This window comes from Sphingomonas chungangi (genome assembly GCF_013778325.1).
Classification (GTDB): Bacteria; Pseudomonadota; Alphaproteobacteria; order Sphingomonadales; family Sphingomonadaceae; genus Solisphingomonas; species Solisphingomonas chungangi.
The window spans coordinates 259,619-277,370 of sequence record NZ_JACEIB010000025.1 but is presented as its reverse complement, the minus strand read 5'-3'; the positions used below and the strand labels follow the sequence as shown (position 1 = coordinate 277,370).

Below are 17,752 nucleotides of genomic sequence, written 5' to 3'. Positions count from 1 at the left end.
TTGACGTTGGCGAGATCGACGCCGGTGCCGTCCATCTTCACCCGCGGCTTCACGTTGTAGTCGATCACCCGCTTCACGGGCACCAGGATCTTCATAACATAACTCCGGTTCAATGGTTCTACCATTACGGGCATGAAGATTTCGTGTCAACCGGAGCCATCGAGAGCCGACTTAGATCCGCTCGATCGCGAGTGCGAGGCCCATGCCTACGCCGATGCAGAGCGTCGCGAGACCGCGCCTACCGCCGGTCTTTTCGAGCTGGTGGACGAGCGTCATCGCGATGCGCGCGCCCGACATGCCGAGCGGGTGGCCGAGCGCGATCGCGCCGCCATTGGCGTTCACGTGCGGCGCATCGTCCGGGAGGCTGAGCTCGCGGAGCACCGCGAGGCTCTGGCTGGCGAACGCTTCGTTGAGCTCGACTGCGTCGAAGTCGGTGATCGTCAGGCCGAGGCGCGCCATAAGCTTCTGCGTGGCAGGCACCGGGCCGATCCCCATCACGCGGGGTTCGACGCCCGCTGAGGCCATACCAAGGATGCGGGCCCGCGGGGTCAAGCCGTGCACCTTCGCCGCCGCCTCGCTCGCGACGATCATCGCGGCGGCGCCATCGTTGATGCCCGAGGCGTTACCGGCGGTCACGGTACCGCCAGCGAACAGCGGTCTCAGCGTCTGCAGGCCCTCGATCGAGCTGTCGGCACGAGGATGTTCGTCCACCGAGACCTCGACGGTCTCACCCTTCTTCTTGCCGGGGACGGCGACGGGAACGATCTCCTCAGTGAAGAACCCGTTCGTCCGCGCGGCGACGGCGCGCTGCTGGCTGCGCAGCGCGAACGCATCTTGATCGGCGCGGCTGATCCCGTGATCCTCGGCAACGTTCTCGCCGGTGCGCGGCATCGTCTCGGTGCCATAGAGCGCATCGAGCGCGGGGTTGACGAAGCGCCAGCCCATCGTTGTGTCCTCTAGCTTCTGCGCGCGGCCAAAGGCGCCGTCGGCTTTACCCATCACGAACGGCGCGCGGGTCATGCTCTCGACGCCGCCAGCAATGGCGAGCGCCATCTCCTCGCCGCGGATTGCGCGCGCCGCCGCACCCACCGCCTCGAGGCCCGAGGCACACAGCCGGTTGAGCGTGACGCCCGGCACGGTATGCGGCAGGCCGGCAAGCAACAGGCTCATCCGTGCGACGTTGCGGTTGTCTTCGCCCGACTGATTGGCGCAGCCGTAGAATACTTCCTCGATCGCCGCCGGATCGAGGCCCGGGTTGCGCGCGAGCAGCGCCTTCGCCGGCAGCGCACCCAGATCGTCGGTGCGAACCTTGGCAAGGATACCGCCATAGCGGCCGATCGGCGTGCGAACGGCGTCGCAGATAAAAGCTTCGGTCATCGGAAATCCTCTCAGGCGGCGAGTGGGACGCCGGTCAGCACGCGCAGTTCGTCGATCGAAAGGCCCTCGACCGCCTCGACCACCCGCGCCCCGTCCGCGCCGACATCGAACACGGCGAGATCGGTGTAGGCGCGGCCGACGCAGGCGAGCCCGGTCAGCGGATAGGTGCAGGCCTCGACCAGCTTGCTCTCGCCCTGCTTGGTGAGGAGTTCCATCATCACGAAGGTTTGCTTCGCTCCGATCGCAAGGTCCATCGCACCGCCGACCGCCGGGATCGCGCCGGGCTCGCCAGTGTGCCAGTTGGCTAGGTCGCCGCGCGTCGACACCTGGAAGGCGCCGAGCACACAGATGTCGATATGTCCGGCACGCATCATCGCGAAGCTGTCGGCATGGTGGAAAAAGCAGCCGCCGGTGAGCAGCGTCACCGCTTGCTTGCCGGCATTGATAAGCTCCCAATCCTCTTTGCCGGGGGCTGGCGCCGGCCCCATGCCGAGCAGGCCGTTCTCGCTCTGGAGGAAGATGTCGCGCTCCTGCGGGAGGTAATTGCCGACCTTGGTCGGCAGGCCGATGCCGAGGTTCACGTACGCACCCTCGGGAATGTCGCGGGCAACGCGGGCGGCCATCTGGTCGCGGGTGAGGCGGTTCATGCAGCCTGCTCCAGATTGGTCGCGCTGGGCGCGATTGCGACGACGCGCTGGACGAATATGCCGGGCGTCACGACCACCTCGGGATCGATCTCACCCAACGGCACGATCTCGGTGACCTGCGCGATCGTGATCTTCGCCGCCATGGCCATGATCGGCCCGAAATTGCGCGCGGTCTTCCGGTAGACGAGATTGCCCCAGCGGTCGCCGCGCTGCGCCTTTATCAGCGCGAAATCGGCGCAGATCGGATGTTCGAACACGTAGTGGACCCCATCGATCTCGCGCGTCTCCTTGCCCTCGGCGAGCAGTGTACCATAGCCGGTCGGCGTGAAGATCGCACCGAGACCGGCGCCTGCCGCCTGGATGCGCGCGGCGAGATTTCCCTGCGGCACCAGTTCCAGTTCGATCTTCCCCGCGCGAAAGGCGGCGTCGAAATGATGCGAGTCCGACTGGCGCGGGAAAGAGCAGATGATCTTCCTGACCCGACCTTCGCGGATCAGTGCGGCGACGCCGCTCTCGCCGTTGCCGGCATTATTGTTGATGATGGTGAGATCCCTCACGCCGCGCGCGATCAGCGCGTCAATCAGCTCTTCGGGCATCCCCGCGGTACCGAAGCCGCCGATCATCACGGCCGCGCCGTCCGTGATGTCCGCCACTGCGGCTTCGGCGCTAACGAAGCTCTTGTCGATCATCCGACTCTCCCGATCCGTAACGGCGTCCTCAGCGAACGAAACTTGCAGGTCAATCGATAAACGTAATAATGTTCGATTATCGGTTGGAGAAATTTTATGCTGGACGCACATGGCGATCCCGAGTTCATGACCTCGCTCGCGCGTGGGCTGGCGGTGTTGCGATGCTTCGCAGATGAACAGAAGCCGATGACGATCGCGCAGGCGAGCCGGGCGACCGGTCTGAGTCGACCGGCGGTGAAACGCTGCCTGCACACGCTAGTCCGGCTGGGCTATGCCGCGCAGGACGGCGTGAGCTACACGCTGCGTCCCAAGGTGCTGGCGCTCGGTTACGCCTACCTCTCGTCGAGTACGCTCGCGATGCGCGCCCAGCCGCTGCTCGACGCCCTGCGAGACGAGCTGCACGAATCCTGCTCGCTCGGCGTGATCGAGGAGGACGAGGTCTACTATGTCGCACGCGCCGAGGTCTCGCGGATCATGTCGATCGCATTGAGGGCTGGTAGCCGCCTCCCCCTCTACTGCACTTCGATGGGCCGCGTTCTGCTCGCGGCGATGCCGCGCACCGAACAGGAAGCTTATTTGCGGCGCACGCGACTTCGCAGCTTCACGCCTTCCACGCGAACGGACCCCGGAGAGCTTGTCGACACGCTTTGCCAGGTTGCAGACAAGGGATACGCCATCGTCGACCAGGAACTCGAACACGGTCTCCGGTCGGTGGCGGTGCCCGTTCTCGGGAAACGAGGTGTCGTCGCCGCGCTCAATATCGGAACCCAGCGGGAAAGGATCGCCGAGGCCGAGCTGCACTCTCGCTATCTCCCGGCACTAAGGCGAGTCTCGGAGGAACTGAGGGCCATCGGTATCGACTGAATAGCGTGACGCGGCCCACGGCGCGCTGAGGCGTTTCAGGCCCTCGGCAGATCGTGGCCGAAGCGCTGAAGCAAGCGCTCGCCGGTCGATCGCCGGATCGCTTCGCCACGCTTGATCTTGGTCCAGGTATTCGAGCTAACGCCCAATACCTCCATGACGCAATCCTTGCTCTGGCGTGGCAGCATCTCGCGCATCGCCAAAATCACGGTCGGCGGGATGACAAGGACATCGTCGCGCTTAGTCGGGATCAATTCCTCACTCCTCCCGCAGGGGTGGCATTCTACGATTTACGATGAGCGCCGCCCTGTCTTCCAATCAGCCGTTGAACTCCACGATACTCTTCGCGGCTTCGGCGAATCCGATGTTGGCGGCCGGGTACGCCTGCATGAATGGCGGTCTGCATCGGTACCTCCTTGAACGCGTCGCGCGTGAAGCCACCTTGGGCGAGGCCAGCCCCGGACGTGGAGCGCGAATTCCTCCCAGCGGCCAAGGCTGGCGGTGGTCGCCACGACGATGCGCAGCAGGTCGCTCACAGGCCGAAAAAGACCGTCTCGCGCGGGCTATCAGCGTACCGCGGCGCTGCTCGGATATCAATGCGAGCATGGGATAGGCGATCCCGGGCACCAGCTGGGCCAGTCATCTCGGTCAGTGTCTCGGGAATGCGAACAAGTGGCCGCGATGGCGACCGCAGCGCGGCCGAGCGGTAGTCGGGAAGGAATGATGGCGGCGATCCCGCATCTTCGCGGGCGTAGATCGGATCGTCTCGCACGAACACTCCTCAGTAAACATCAAAGCATGTTTGCGCGGCGCGGACAGATTGCAGCCGAATGCCCCGATCATCCCGAGGTCGGGCATGTTGTCAGTCGGCCGCGAGCATGTCGGAAATCGCCTCGAGCTCTGCCACATCGGGATCAAGCTTGGTCCCGGCGAACCATACCCGCTCGCGATGCGACTGCCCTTCGCCATAGGACAGAACGGCGTCAAGCAGCGCCGGTGAAAGCGGCCCAGGGCGACCACAGCTCAGAATGACCGCGTCGACGAGCGCCCCGAGCTCCATGATCAGCGCCTCGACCAGCGCGAGGTCGGACAGGTCGATCGTCGAGGCCCGTGCGATGACGTCGGCTAACCGTTGCCGCGTCTCTACCTCGATTCCAATGATCTCGTCCGCCATCAACTTCTTGGCCAGGGAGACGAGACCACGCAATGATCCCGCCTCGTATCGGGCCGCCTCCCTCCATTGGTCCGCCACGATCGCGATATGACCGATGGCGAGCATTGCCTGGTCCCGCGCCAGGCGCTGATCGGCAGGTATCGCCGGAAGCACGACCTCGCGCAAAGCCTTGAGGACATTCTGCAGGCGCAGATCAATTCCGGGTAGCACGGGCAGCCTCCGCGTCGCGAATGAGCTTGACGATCTGGGCCAGGAAGACGGCCCCGGCCGACCCCAGCCAGCTCAACACCAGATCTTGGTGATTGTTGCTCTCCGCCGCCGCCCGCAGGCCCGATCCGAGATCCAGGACAGCGCATTTGTAGGCATTGAGTATCTCGAAATAACGAAGCGTCTCGAGATCGACCACGTTGCCCGACGCCGCTTCGTACTGCGAGATGAACTCGTCCCTAGGCAGAAGGCCAGAAACTAGGAAGGCACCGTCCTCGCGGAAGGTTCCGAACAGTCGCTGCATCGACCAGGCGAGATCCTCGTGGTGATCGCCGATGTGGCTGAGTTCCCAGTCGAGGACCGCGGTGAAACGCCCGCTCGGTTCCTCGAACATGAAATTCCCGATGCGATAGTCCGCGTGGACCAAGACCGGACGCTCGGTGACTGGCGCATTCTCGCGCAGCCATCGCTCGGCCAAGGTAACCACGGGGACTGGCTCGATCACGTCATGCCGCCACACGTGCGACCACCAGTTGACCTGATGGAGTGCGGCTTGGTGTGTATCTGCAGCCGGAGCGACATAAAGGGAAAGATCCGCGTTCGCCCAATCAAAGCCGTGGATCAGGGCCAGGTTCTCGACGAACTGCCGCCCGAGCGTGTCGGCCCACAGATCGAAGCGCAGGCCTATGCCAGATACGCCTTGGGCTGATACCTCGGTCGGTTTCGTCACGCCGGTGACGAAACGAGTGATCAGCCCGGGCTGCCCTAGCGTGACGCCTTCCTGATCGCAGAACACGACCTCCGGCACGGGGACGACACCCAGCATCGCGCGCTGAACCTGCGCCTCGCGTCCGCGGCAGGTCTGCGCGATGCTCTCCAACGGATCCATGCGAAGGACGAGGCGCGCGCCTGCAGGATCGCCGTCATGCCGAAGGGTGAAGGCAAACTGCTCCTTGGAGGCCCCGCCGGCCATTCTGTCGAGATGCGTGATCTCGACACCCGTCAGGCCCTGCGACCGGTACAGCCGCGACAATATCGCCTCGACCTGATCGTCCGACTTGGCGACATACGGTCCCTGCCGGCGCAGGATGAGCTTGCGGTCGAGTATCTCTCGTACCCGCGGCTCCATGTCATCGAGATCCCACGGTGATCCGACCGTCCGAGCAGCCGACGAGACCAAACTGGCCATCCCGTTCCTTGCCTTCCTTCCGCTCCTCGACCGGTGGCCGCCCGGCGAGTTCCGGGCCGAAGCGATCTTCCCTCGAAGCCAATGTCAAGCACCGTGCCGCCGGCCGGAAAATCCGACCGGCGGCAGGTGATCACATCTTGAAGCCGAGCGTGACCCCGTACGTGGCCGGCCGGCCGGCAAAGCGGCCCGCAACGTCGGTGGCAGGGATCACGTTGGTCCAATAGTATTTGTTCGTGACGTTCTTACCCCACACCTGCACCCGCCACCTGCCGTCGGGAGCCTCGTAGCCAGCGCGCAGATCGAGCGTCGCGTAGCCATCGATATGGTAGGGACGCTCCGCTCCCGGCGCGCTCTTGGCTTTGGGCAGCCCGTCGAGAGTGAGCCCGTCGCCATCGAAAGCCGCCGTCTCCGAGGAACGCCCGGTGACCGTGCCGCCCACGAAAAGGCCGCCGCCATTGCTGAACCTCGGCAGCTTGTACTCGCCGTCGAAGGTGTAGGTCCATTTGGGCGTAAAGGGCAGATCGACCCCACGGAAGTCCTCGGTCGCGCCGGTGACGTTCACGCCGGTGTATTTCAGGACCTTCGATTGGAGGTACGTCACGCCCGCTGTGAGCGTCAAACCACGCGTCGGGGTGAGCGTAATCTCCGTTTCCGCACCCGTTATCCGGGATTTCGGGACGTTGATCAGCGTGTCGAGGATGCCGAAGATCGGGTCGAGTACCTTGCCGCGGACCTGTTTGTTCCGATAATCATAATAGAAGCCAGCGGCATCGAACTGCAACATCCGGTCGAGCAGTGTGAACTTGAAGCCGGCCTCATAGGCGGTGACGGATTCCTGCGTCACCGGCGCGAGCTGCGTCTCGGTGGCGGCGGCAACCGTCGGGAAGCTACCCGCCTTGTAGCCGCGCGACACGTTGGCATAGAGCAGGTAGCCCGGTGCGATCTTATAGTCCAAACCGCCACGCCAAGAGACGTTGTGCTCATGCAGAACGCGATTGTAGGGCGTGTATTCCGGCACGTTGGCAGGGGTCAGCGTGTAGCATTCCCCAGGCGAGAGCGGCGTGACCGGCGATCCGCTGAGCAAGCCGCCGAGCAGGGTGAACAGGCCGGCAACGTGCCCGTCGCCGAGATCATAGCCGCAAAGGTTGGCGTGATTGCGCGCATCGGTGTAGCGCACGCCGCCCTTGAGCGTCAGTTTTGAAGTTAGATCGTATTCGATATTGCCGAATACCGCCATGTTGCGGATGCGCTGATCGGTTTTGTTGCCACTTTCGAAAATATAATTGACCGAAGGCTCGTAATTCGTCGAATTTATGTAGTTGAGCGACTGTTGTTCTTTGGCACGACTCTTTTCGAAATTGCCGCCGATCACCCAGCGGAAATGCGAGTGGCCGGAATTTGCGAGCCGGAGCTCTTGGTTGAACGAGTGCAGCGTGCCGTTGTTGACGCCGAGATCGTAATCGACGAGCGCCATGCCATCACCGTCCGTCGCCTGCTTCTGGCTAAAGGCGTTGTACGATGTGATCGAGGTGAGCGTCGCCCAATCGGTAAGGTCATAGTCGGCGCGCAGCGCGATCTGGCCGAACTTGCGGTGGGAGAACGGCTCGTTGGCGCCCGTGGACCAGTCCGCAGCACGCGGCGTCTGCGGCGAAAAGGGCACTGCAGCGAGAGCGGGCTCGGTCGCGACGTTGGGCTTGGCGGGGAAAAAGGCGATATACTGCAGCGCCTGCGGCTGGGAGTGATCGATCCAGCCATTGGCGTTGAAGTTGAAGCGGAGCCGGTCGCTCGGCTCCCACTTCAGGAGGATGCGACCCGCGATGTAGCGGGAATCGCCCATCGTACCGTCGTGCGTATAGCTCTTCTGCCAGCCATCGGCATGCTCGCCCGTGATAGCGATGCGACCGGTAAGGTTCTCTGCGATCGGACCGCTCACATACGCGTTGCCTACGAAATCGTTGAACCGGCCGTAGGAGAGGTCACCGCCGGCGTGGAACTCGTTGGTTGGCGTCGCCGCGATGTAGTTGATAGCGCCGCCGGTGGCGTTCTGGCCGAACAGCGTGCCCTGCGGCCCCTTCAGAGCCTCGATGCGCTGGAGGTCGTAGGCGGAATGGCTCGCCATCACAGGGAAGTTGAGGGGTATCTGATCGAGATAGACGCTCACCGCCGGATACACGCCAAGCGCGGCTTCGTTGAAGCCGACGCCGCGTAGCGTGTAGATTGGCGTGTTCTGGGTGCTGGACGCGTAGGTGAGACCAGGGACCGCAGCGGCGACGTCCTGAAGCGACGTGATGCGCCGCTCTGCGAGTTGCTGGGACGAGATGGCAGTAATGGTGAGACCGACGTCGTTCAGCTTCTGCTCGCGCTTGTTGGCCGTCACGACGATGTCGGTACCGGCACCGCCGACCGGAGCGGCCTGCGTTGAAGCCTGGGCGGGCGCGGCCTCAGCGGCTGCAGGAGCCGGAGCATCGGCCGGTGCGATCTGCTGGGCGAAAGCGGGACTCATCAGGCTGCCGAAGGACACCGCCGCAAGCAGAGATGAACGCGTGACGAAATTCATGAAACCCCTCCAATTGTATCTTTATACTGTTTGCCGACTTCATGGTTCGGTTCGCCGCCAGCCTGGTTCGAGCCGAAGACCGGGCTAAACCCGCATCGTCGGTGTTAGTGGGCCCTGCCCACCTCACGGCCGTAAAATGCCGGACCGAAGCTGGTCATGTTCGTCCCGCCACGATGCTGTTTCGATTGCCGGTAGCCATCCCATCCTCGTCCTTCCCGAACGGGCGGTCTTCGCCGCCTTGCCTGCGAACCGCATACCCTCATCATAACAGCCGGCAAATTCGGATTGTTGGATATGCATTCAAATATCGGGATCATGGCTCCTTTTGGTTTGACGATGATGTCAGCCAAGGAGCACGCGAATGATCCTATCCGATCCTCACCTTATCAATCCAACAAGCATCAAAGCGCGATTTGTCGGGCCATTTCCACCGGAATTGCCTGGGCCGAATGCCGTAGCTCGAAAGCCGCGCGCGAGTCCCGACGCCCAGCCAAACGACATTCATTGGATATGATTATTGGTCCAACCACCGTGTTGGTGAAGGCGCGCTGCCTCATCATTTCGATCCGCAACTTCAGCCGTATCGAACGGCGTAGTCCTTGGCGAAGTCGAAATAATTCCTGTTCCAGTTGAATTCACAGACGCCAACACCATCCGCGCCATCAAACCGAACCTTGGCGCAGCCCGTGTTGATGACCGTCTTGGGATCGTGCGACGACTGCAGAGTCCCATAAATATCGTACTCGATCGATGATTGTCGGCCATCCGAGTCGGTTACTGTTACGCGGAATTCGCGCTGGAGCATCGCCTCGTCGAACGCGAACGTATAGTCGACGTCGACCAGATGCCGCATCTTGCCTTCCTTGAACAGGAAGCCGCGCAACTCGGTCTTCCCGAACGCCTGCATCTCGAAAAAATGCATCGACGCCTCGCCGGTCGTGGCATGAATCCACTTATAATGCTGGTTGATCCCCCAAATACGCGGACCCCAGCTATGGTCGCGGATCATCAATCCCTCGTGCGGAAACGACTTGCCATCGATCTCGATCGTGGCGGAAACACGCCCGTGCTGCTCGGTACGGTTGTCGCCAAAATAGGGAGGATTGCCGCGCGGATGCATGCTGAACGCATAGGGGGGGTGGGTCGCCTCGAACTCGGCAGCCACCTTGATCCGTTCGCCCACCCAAGAGATGCTCACCTTCTTGTGCGGCTCGGTCACCGCCATGCGCATCGGCCCGAGGCGCCAATCGGCAAACGTCATGTCCTCTGCGATCACCCCGTTGTGGCTTTCCTCCACCTGCTGCGGAAAACTGGGACCGAAGAAACACGCCATCCCACGCGCATCGCCCGTGCCGAGCATGCTGGGATAGAGGAAACCGGCCATCCCGTATTCGGGCATGAGGAAGATGTGCGCGAGGGACTCGCGACCATTTTCCGCGAGCCTGTGGCGATGGGCGTGCTCAACCGGAAATTCCTCGAAATTCGTTGCAAGCTCACTCACAGGGCCAGCTCCTCGTACCAGTTAAATCCTCGGATCCGGGGGCGCTCCTCCGCAAGGCGGCAAGCAAGCCGCGGCGAGCGCTTCCTAGCCGGTCGCACCACGACGGAGTTGCACGATCACGGAATGACCGGCCGCCAAAAATCCATTGCATCTCTCGCCGGGCCGCTTCCAAACCTTCAAACGGCAATGTTTTGCGTTATGGCGTCACGTAATTCCACTGCAGCGCACCTGTCAATCAATTGTTCAATGGACCTACCAAAAGCGTGGATGAGCGTCCGCGCATTTTCGAGGGTGGGCCCGGGGTCCGCTTTTTCAATGTGGGCACGCATTCCCTATTGGCGCGCCCGCCCGGTTTCGGGAAAGCGGCGCGTGACTTGGCGGTGGACGGAACGCAGATGCTGACGGGAGCGCCGAATTTCCGGGATCTGGGCGGCTACACGACGCGTTCCGGCGGTCATGTGCGACGCGGGAAGATCTATCGATCCAGTCAGCTATCCCGCCTAACCGATACCGACATCGAAACCGTCCAGGCCTTAAGCCTCAGCGCGACGATCGACCTGCGTTGTGCGCAGGAGCGCGCTGCCCAGCCGACCGCAGCAGGAGCACGAAGCGCCTTCGAGCACGTCTCACCGAAGCCAGATACCGATTTCATCTTCAATCGAATTTTCGCGAAGGCGGATCGGACGGCCGAAGCTTGGGCGCGCAGTTTCGCGGACTTCTATGCCATGATGCTCGACGATTACGCGCCTGAATTCGTGGCCATGTTCCGGGCCATTGCCGACGACCATCTGCCCCTCCTCGTGCATTGCTCGGCCGGCAAGGACAGGACGGGCGCCGCCGCCGCGTTGATCCTCGATCTCCTCGGCGTCGACCGTGCGACGATCCTGGAGGACTATCTGCGCAGCAGCATGCTCCTCGACAGCGACGCCCACTTCGAGAACATGCTGTCGGACGCCAAGCTCGATCTCTACTCCGATCTGCCGATCGAATGCCGCCGGGTCATGCTGGGAACCGACCACGCTTATCTCGACGCGCTCTTCGCCGCGCTCGAGAGCCGGTTCGGCACGACGCGGGACTATCTCCTCCATCATGGCCTTTCCGATGATCAGGTCGCCACGATCACGGCAGCGATGATCGAGCCAACGACGCGGCAGGCAGATGTGATCTCCGCCTAAGCCGCCGCGCAGTCGAGAATCCGGTTCTATCCGTTTTATGAATAGCTCTGCCCGAAACTTATTAGGTCGGTTCCCTTCTGCGCGCCTAGGTCTGCTTCGATAAGCGAAAGGCGCGAACAGCGTCTCGCAGCCGCGACGGCGAGGAGCAGGACTACCCGAAGCCCAATCCAGACAAGCGAGACGATGCCGACGTACTGCATCGGCCCAACAATACGCCCAAAACCTCAGGGAGCGGATTTTCCATGCCGGACGCCAACGAGAAGTTCTCAAGCTTCCCCGAATCGAACGCCTTCCGTCATGCGCTTGCGCTCGATGGCCGGGAGTCGCTTACTCATCAGGTCGTCATGCCCGAGCACGGAATCGCCGGGTTCATCTATCCGACCGTGCGCGGCGACGGCAGCGGCAAGGCCCGCTTCTTCCTGTTCGGGCCTGCGCTTGAAAGGCCGATCGAGGAACAGGTCGACGGCATCATGCCGGTCGACATGAACTTCGACGACTGGCGGCTCGGCAGCATCCAAATGCAGGTACGCAAACCGTTCCAGACCGTGGCCCTGAAATGGACAGGCGAGCGGATCCAGTTCGAGGGTCTTTGGGAGGCGATCCATCCACCTTATGCGTTCAGTTCGCACCCCCGCGGCAATCCCCCGCATTATGGCGACGACCGGACCGAGCAGCACGGCATCGTCAAGGGGCTGCTCACGATCGACGGCAAGGATTACGCCATGGATCATTTCATGATCCGCGATCATAGCTGGGGCCCACGCGTGTGGGGCCTCAACCAGCACTACAAGTGGTTCCACGTCACCACCCAGAGCGTCTCGGTCCACTTCTTTGAGATGCTATGCTTCGGCCGGGTCGAACTGCGCGGCTACCTGTTCAAAGACGGGGTGATGCACCACATCGAAACGGTCGATTACGATATCGATTACGATGCGGAGATGATGCAGAAAGGCTTCCGCGTCACGGTCAAGGACGAGGCCGGTCGGTCGGTGTTCGTCGACTGCAAATCTTACGCAAATTACCAGCTCGATCTCGATCCCGAAGTGCTGCTGAACGAAGCCATCCTGGAGGCGAAGATCGGCGGCGAGGACGGCACAGGCTGGCTCGAATTCTGCTGGAGCCGTGCTTATCTCGCTTACGCCAAGCCGTTCGTCGGCAGGTTCGCATGACGCCCTCCGGCGCCGCGGCCCCGCTCGTCGAGATTGGGAAGAGCGACGATGTCGGTGCGTGGGATCGAGGCGAGATCGAACCGCGGATCAAAACGATCCTCGATCGCACCGTCCGCCAGCGGGCGACCGGCCCCTATCGCCCCAAAAGTGATGCCGAGGTCATCGCGATGCTCGGCCGCTTCTTCGCACACAAGGGGTATCGCGAGGTCGCGGTCACGCAGGTCTCGCGGATGTCTGGCGGCGCGTCCAAGGAACAGTTCGCCTTCACGTTCCGCCATGCCGGCGACACCGAGGGCGAGCGCCTCGTCCTGCGGATGGATCCGCTCGAGGCGATCGCACAGACCTGCCGCGGCCGCGAAGCCGAAGTTCAGCGGCTGATGGCGGATCACCTCCCGATCGCGCCGGTGCGCTTCCACGACGCCGATGGCGACCTGCTCGGCCAGCCTGCGGTGATCCTGGGGTTCGTGGCGGGTGTTACCGAGCCGACCGCGCTCCGCGGCAAGGGCGTGTCGGGCATGGGAGGTCAACTCGGCGAGTTCGCCGCCAAGCTCGCTCCGCAATACATCCACGCGCTGGCCACCACCCATCGCTTCGACGTCGCGAACACGACGTTCGATTATTTTTCGGTACCGCGCGCGAACAGCCGGCAGGCGGCGATCTGGCAGGTGAATTGGTGGTCGCGGGTGTGGTGGGACAGTCTCGTCGAGCCGGTGCCCATGGTCACGCTCGCTGAACGCTGGCTACGCGAGAACGCACCGGTCTGCGATACGCCGGTGCTCGTCCATAGCGACTTGCGCATGGGAAACTTCATGTTCGAGGAGCCGAGCGGCGATTTCACTGCTGTGCTCGACTGGGAACTCGCGCATATCGGCGATCTGCACGAGGATCTCGCCTGGACGACGCAGAAGATCTTCGGTGCGTGGCGCGACGACGGCGTGTTCCTAGTGAGCGGCCTGCTTCCGCGTGACGAGTTCTTCCGTCTTTACGAGGAAGCCTCGGGCAACCGCATCGATCCGGTCCGGCTGCACTATTACGAGGTGCTCAACGCCTATAAATGTGCGGTGATGGACCTCGGCCAGGCGATGCGCGCGGCCAAGGAGGGCAACAACCATCAGGAGGTCGTGCTGACTTGGCTGGGTTCGGCCGGCGCGGTCTTTCTCGACCACATCGTCACGCTGATCGGAGACCGTTGATGCTGCCCGACATCGATTTGCGCATCGACAACATGCTCAAGGCGCTCGAACAGGTCGTGATCCCCGCCCTCCCGTCGGGCGAGCGGCTGGCACGGGATCAAGTCAACCTCGTCATCGGTCATCTCCGGATGATGAAGGACCAGTGGCGGTTCGCGGTGAAGTTCGAGGCTGGATCGCTCGAAAACATGATGCGGCTCGGCGACGAGCTCGCCGATCAGGTTGATCCGATCTATCGCCAGTCGCTTGCCGACGCACTTTCGGTGGCACGGAACACCGACTCCGACGATCAGAAAGCGCTAGCGACCGCGATCCACGACCTCGGTAGCGTCATTGACCGGATCATCCTCGGAGAGGACGGCCGGCTTGCGCTCGCGCCAGCCGCTTTCGCCGCGATCATCGACTATGGCCATCGCCAGGCACGACGCGAGCGGAGCTGGTTCGCAGCGACCGGCCTCGATCCGGACCGTGCCGAGCTGCCGACGATCGCCCAGACCATGAGTGCTGCATCATGAAGCACGAAAACCCGGTCCATCCGAGCCAGGATCCCGCCGGCGAGCTGGCGCGGATGGTCGCTGAGACACGCTTCGAGGACCTTGACGCCGAGGTCATCGATCTCGCCAAGCGCGCGATCATGGACACGCTCGCAGTCACCATTGCCGGATCGGGGTGGGAGGTCACCCCTGCGATCGCCGCGCTCGCGGCGGAGTGGGGTGGCAAGCCCGAGGCGACTATCCTGGTACACGGGCACCGGGTGCCCGCCCCGCTCGCCGCGTTCGCCAACGGCGTAATGGCGCGCGCGATCGACATGGGCGACGTCCACGAGACCGGCGGCCACGTCACCGAGTGGAACGTGCCGGCGATGATGTCGGTGATCGGCATCGCCGGCCGGCCGGTGACGGGTAAGGAGTTTATCGCGGCATACGTCACCGGCGCCGAGGTCGGCGTCCGCGCGAGCGCTGCGCTCAACCTCGTACGCTATCATACCACCTGGGGCATGCCCGGCGAATGGAACGGGCCGCTCTGCGCGACGGCGTCGGTCTCGCGACTGCTCGGCCTCAGCGCCGACGAAACGTGGAACGCGTTGGGCATGGCCTACACCGTCCACGGGATGTCGGAGTACAACAAATACTCCGAAGGCACCCAAATGGCGCGCGTGCAGCACGCCTTCGCCGGCGATACCGCGGTAAAGGCGGCGCTGCTGACCCGCGCCGGCGTGACCGCGCCGAGGGGCGTTTTCCAGGGAGTGCCGAGCGGCATCCTGCGCCACATCGCCTGGGACGACGTACAACCCGAGTTGCTCACCGACGGACTGGGGACAAGATGGCAGCTTACCGAGGGGCTGTCGATGAAGCCCTATTCGGCTTGCAAGTTCACCCATTCGTTCATCGCCAGCACCGCCGCGATCATGGCGCGCGAGGAGTTGGACCATCGCCAGATCGAAAGCATCGAATGCGTCGGCAGCGATGCTTCGCGCATGACCTTTGAGCCGGCCGCCGCGAAGTGGAATCCCCGCAGCGTGCCCGAGGCGATGTTCAGCGCTCCCTATACAATCGCGTCCGCCGCGATAACCGGCGGCTTCTTTCTCGACGACCTCAATACCGCCGAAATCATGCGCGACGACAAGCGCGACCTTATGCGCCGTGTCTCGATCGTCTCCGATCCCTCGATCACCGATCAGTTCGAAGGCTTCCCGGTCACCATCACGATGCGCGATGGGCGCAGGTTCACCCATGTCACGCCTTATACGAAGGGACACACCAGGAACCCGATGACGTGGACCGATCTGCAGGCGAAACTAGAGCGATGCGCGGGCTTTGCGGCGGTCTCGCTTCCCGAGCCTAAGCTCGACCGGCTTGTCGAGCTCTGCCGCAACCTCGAAGGCGTGCAGGACGTCCAGTCACTCGTCGAATCGATGACGGCCTGACCGCTCGACACCGATCAACTTGTCCCGGCCGCGCCGGCCCAAACCCTCAGGAGATCTTGAATGAAAGCAGCGGTGCTCAACGAGCTAGATGGGACCTTCCAGGTCGAGGAAATCGAGTTTGGCGCCCCGATCGGCCGGGAAGTGCTCGTCGAGGTAAAGGCCTCCGGCCTTTGCCACTCCGACTTGCACTTTGCGGAGCAGGACTTCGGCGTTCCCTTGCCCGCGGTGCTCGGTCACGAACTCGCTGGCATCGTGGTCGCTGTCGGCCCCGAGGTACGGGAGTTCGTCGAAGGCGATCACGTCGTCGGATCGCTCATCCAATTCTGCGGTCACTGCCCGGCATGCATCGGCGGCCGCACCTACCAATGCACTCACACGGACGAGACACTTCGCGGTGCTGACGAGGACAGCCGACTGACTCGCGGTGGCACTCCGGTCAGCCAGGTCTTCGGGACCGGCGCGTTTGCGGAACGCGCACTTGTTCACGAAAACCAACTCGCGAAGGTCCCGAAGGAAATCCCCTTCCCACAGGCGTCGTTGCTCGGCTGCGGCGTCATCACCGGCGCAGGCGCGGCGATCAACACCGCGAAGGTCCGGCCCGGCGACACCGTGGCGGTAATCGGCATCGGCGGCGTCGGATTGAACGTGATCAGCGGCGCGCAACTGGCCGGCGCGGCGAGGATCATCGCCGTCGACATGCAGCCGGCCAAGGAGGATCTCGCCCGGAAGTTCGGCGCAACCGATTTCGTGGTCGCGTCCGCCGGCGATCCGGTCGAGGCGGTGCGTGCGCTCATCGAAGGCGGCGTCGACCATGCGTTCGAGGTGGTCGGGATCAAGCCGACCTCGGAGCAGGCGATTCGTATGGTGCGCAAGGGCGGCGGCGCCTATCTGATCGGCGTCCACAATCCTGCATCGACGATCGACGTGAATGTCACCATCGACCTGCTCACGAACCAAGTCGAGCTACGCGGCGTTTACATGGGCTCCTCGAACATCAAGCATGATATCCCGAAGTTCGCGAACCTCTATCTCCAGGGGAAACTCAACCTCGACGACCTCATCTCTCGCGAGATCCGCATCGACGAAATCAACGAAGCGTATAGCGAGCTGAAGAAGGGTGCGATTGCGCGGAGCGTGATCACGTCGTTCTGAGACAGATGACACGAGGGTCGGACGGCGTCGCTACGCTAAACGCCGTCTTGATCGCGAGCGCATCTGCCATCCGGCCCATATCCCGGCCGGAGTCGGTCAACTTGGTTTCAAGGTTATGGATTTCAGCGGTCATGGAGCGCTCCATCGCCTGGCCCCCGCCCACCGATGAGGCGCGATTGCGCTATCGACGCGCGCGCAATCTATCTGTCAACCAGTTTGCTGCATCGGAGGAGCGGGCCGAAGCTGCCGTCATGGCGCGCCAGCGGGAGTGGAAGTTCGCCCGGCCGGTGCGGTCGTGACCCTCCCTGCAGACATGGAAGTACGGCCATATGAACGCGTCGCGCTTGCCGAGTAGCGCAGCGTCGATGTCTCGCCACTGACGGGGCACTGCGGCTCAGGGCGGGATTGGCAGCTCTGGAGTAGCAGTCCTGTTCGGAGAGATGATGGCCGAATCGGCCGGTCGGCGCGGGGTGCCCCGCTTCGGTCTTTCGACGGGTCAGGCGTGGTGGTCCCGCCGTACTCCTCTAACTGGATCTCTCGAACTGATGGATTCGCATGCCAGACTCTCCGACGAATCGACCGGCAGGCTGATCCACCGCGATAGAGCTTAGCCTAGTGGACAGCAAGATCTGAAACAGCTGCGCAGGCCCCTGTGAGGGCTGTCTAGATAACTGATTCTCGTAAAAACCTGGAGCGGGCGAAGGGATTCGAACCCTCGACCCCAACCTTGGCAAGGTTGTGCTCTACCCCTGAGCTACGCCCGCTCTGGCGCTGGCGACGGAGCGATCCGTCGCGGGAGGCCGGCCCACTAGCAAAGGCTTCCCACCCCGGCAAGCCGATTCGTCGGGAATTTTCGCAGGGCTTGGCAGGCGGCCCTTCGGGGCCACATAAGGCGCCCCGAATATGACAGGCAGGAGTGACGACGTGGCGACCCTGG

Annotated in this window: 18 protein-coding genes, 1 tRNA gene and 1 pseudogene; 8 read left to right on the top strand and 12 right to left on the bottom strand. The window is 63.0% G+C overall.

Annotated elements, in window-relative coordinates; genetic code table 11:
• From HZF05_RS15715 to HZF05_RS15700, 4 genes and pseudogenes are all read right to left on the bottom strand, one after another.
• Window positions 1–95 (bottom strand): annotated as a pseudogene (locus HZF05_RS15715) (electron transfer flavoprotein subunit beta/FixA family protein); the annotation flags it as partial.
• 76 nt (window positions 96–171) lie between these two features.
• Entirely contained in the window at window positions 172–1,377 is a 1,206-nt protein-coding gene (gene pcaF / locus HZF05_RS15710; RefSeq protein WP_160365500.1) for a 3-oxoadipyl-CoA thiolase, read from the bottom strand.
• A gap of 11 nt (window positions 1,378–1,388) precedes the next feature.
• Window positions 1,389–2,024 (bottom strand): 3-oxoacid CoA-transferase subunit B, encoded by a 636-nt coding sequence (locus HZF05_RS15705; protein ID WP_160365499.1) that lies wholly within the window; start codon window positions 2,022–2,024, stop codon window positions 1,389–1,391.
• Entirely contained in the window at window positions 2,021–2,713 is a 693-nt protein-coding gene (locus HZF05_RS15700) for a 3-oxoacid CoA-transferase subunit A (protein ID WP_160365498.1), read from the bottom strand. Before HZF05_RS15700 ends, HZF05_RS15705 begins: the two co-directional genes overlap by 4 nt.
• A 126-nt stretch (window positions 2,714–2,839) precedes the next feature.
• Between HZF05_RS15700 and HZF05_RS15695 the strand changes: the two genes are divergently transcribed.
• Window positions 2,840–3,577, top strand: a complete 738-nt coding sequence (locus HZF05_RS15695) for an IclR family transcriptional regulator domain-containing protein (RefSeq protein WP_246332036.1) — start codon at window positions 2,840–2,842, stop codon at window positions 3,575–3,577.
• Between the two features lie 35 nt (window positions 3,578–3,612).
• Here HZF05_RS15695 and HZF05_RS15690 read toward each other — a convergent pair whose 3' ends face one another.
• From HZF05_RS15690 to HZF05_RS15665, 6 genes are all read right to left on the bottom strand, one after another.
• Window positions 3,613–3,828: a hypothetical protein gene (locus HZF05_RS15690; RefSeq protein ID WP_160365496.1), complete on the bottom strand. Its 216-nt coding sequence runs from the start codon at window positions 3,826–3,828 to the stop codon at window positions 3,613–3,615.
• A gap of 278 nt (window positions 3,829–4,106) precedes the next feature.
• On the bottom strand, window positions 4,107–4,346 hold the full coding sequence (locus HZF05_RS15685; RefSeq protein WP_160365495.1) for a peptidase associated/transthyretin-like domain-containing protein: 240 nt from the start codon (window positions 4,344–4,346) through the stop codon (window positions 4,107–4,109).
• Window positions 4,347–4,436: 90 nt separating this feature from the next.
• Window positions 4,437–4,853, bottom strand: coding sequence for a hypothetical protein (locus HZF05_RS15680; protein WP_220129864.1), 417 nt, complete (start codon window positions 4,851–4,853; stop codon window positions 4,437–4,439).
• 88 nt (window positions 4,854–4,941) lie between these two features.
• A complete protein-coding gene (locus tag HZF05_RS15675) occupies window positions 4,942–6,144 on the bottom strand; it encodes a phosphotransferase family protein (protein ID WP_160365493.1) in 1,203 nt (400 codons plus the stop codon).
• Between the two features lie 130 nt (window positions 6,145–6,274).
• A complete protein-coding gene (locus HZF05_RS15670) occupies window positions 6,275–8,701 on the bottom strand; it encodes a TonB-dependent receptor (RefSeq protein WP_160365492.1) in 2,427 nt (808 codons plus the stop codon).
• A 574-nt stretch (window positions 8,702–9,275) separates the two neighbouring features.
• Window positions 9,276–10,202: a DUF7064 domain-containing protein gene (locus HZF05_RS15665; protein WP_160365491.1), complete on the bottom strand. Its 927-nt coding sequence runs from the start codon at window positions 10,200–10,202 to the stop codon at window positions 9,276–9,278.
• A 263-nt stretch (window positions 10,203–10,465) separates the two neighbouring features.
• Here HZF05_RS15665 and HZF05_RS15660 point away from each other — a divergent pair, with 263 nt between their 5' ends.
• From HZF05_RS15660 to HZF05_RS15635, 6 genes are all read left to right on the top strand, one after another.
• Window positions 10,466–11,377 (top strand): tyrosine-protein phosphatase, encoded by a 912-nt coding sequence (locus HZF05_RS15660; RefSeq protein ID WP_343046901.1) that lies wholly within the window; start codon window positions 10,466–10,468, stop codon window positions 11,375–11,377.
• Window positions 11,378–11,619: 242 nt separating this feature from the next.
• Entirely contained in the window at window positions 11,620–12,546 is a 927-nt protein-coding gene (locus HZF05_RS15655) for a DUF7064 domain-containing protein (RefSeq protein WP_160365490.1), read from the top strand.
• Window positions 12,543–13,739 (top strand): phosphotransferase family protein, encoded by a 1,197-nt coding sequence (locus HZF05_RS15650; RefSeq protein WP_160365489.1) that lies wholly within the window; start codon window positions 12,543–12,545, stop codon window positions 13,737–13,739. Before HZF05_RS15655 ends, HZF05_RS15650 begins: the two co-directional genes overlap by 4 nt.
• A complete protein-coding gene (locus tag HZF05_RS15645; protein WP_160365488.1) occupies window positions 13,739–14,251 on the top strand; it encodes a hypothetical protein in 513 nt (170 codons plus the stop codon). The genes HZF05_RS15650 and HZF05_RS15645 overlap by 1 nt, the downstream gene beginning before the upstream one ends.
• A complete protein-coding gene (locus HZF05_RS15640) occupies window positions 14,248–15,663 on the top strand; it encodes an MmgE/PrpD family protein (RefSeq protein WP_160365487.1) in 1,416 nt (471 codons plus the stop codon). Before HZF05_RS15645 ends, HZF05_RS15640 begins: the two co-directional genes overlap by 4 nt.
• A 60-nt stretch (window positions 15,664–15,723) precedes the next feature.
• Window positions 15,724–16,815, top strand: coding sequence for a Zn-dependent alcohol dehydrogenase (locus HZF05_RS15635; RefSeq protein ID WP_160365486.1), 1,092 nt, complete (start codon window positions 15,724–15,726; stop codon window positions 16,813–16,815).
• On the opposite strand, the gene HZF05_RS15630 is transcribed toward HZF05_RS15635, so the two are convergent.
• Window positions 16,802–16,948 carry a hypothetical protein gene (locus tag HZF05_RS15630; protein ID WP_160365485.1) on the bottom strand — a complete coding sequence of 49 codons (147 nt, stop codon included), beginning with the start codon at window positions 16,946–16,948 and terminating at the stop codon, window positions 16,802–16,804. The genes HZF05_RS15635 and HZF05_RS15630 overlap by 14 nt on opposite strands.
• Between HZF05_RS15630 and HZF05_RS15625 the strand changes: the two genes are divergently transcribed.
• Window positions 16,947–17,114: a hypothetical protein gene (locus tag HZF05_RS15625; protein WP_160365484.1), complete on the top strand. Its 168-nt coding sequence runs from the start codon at window positions 16,947–16,949 to the stop codon at window positions 17,112–17,114. The genes HZF05_RS15630 and HZF05_RS15625 overlap by 2 nt on opposite strands.
• A gap of 390 nt (window positions 17,115–17,504) precedes the next feature.
• Here the strand turns inward: HZF05_RS15625 and HZF05_RS15620 are convergent.
• Window positions 17,505–17,579, bottom strand: a tRNA-Gly gene (locus HZF05_RS15620).
• Window positions 17,580–17,752 lie beyond the last annotated feature (173 nt).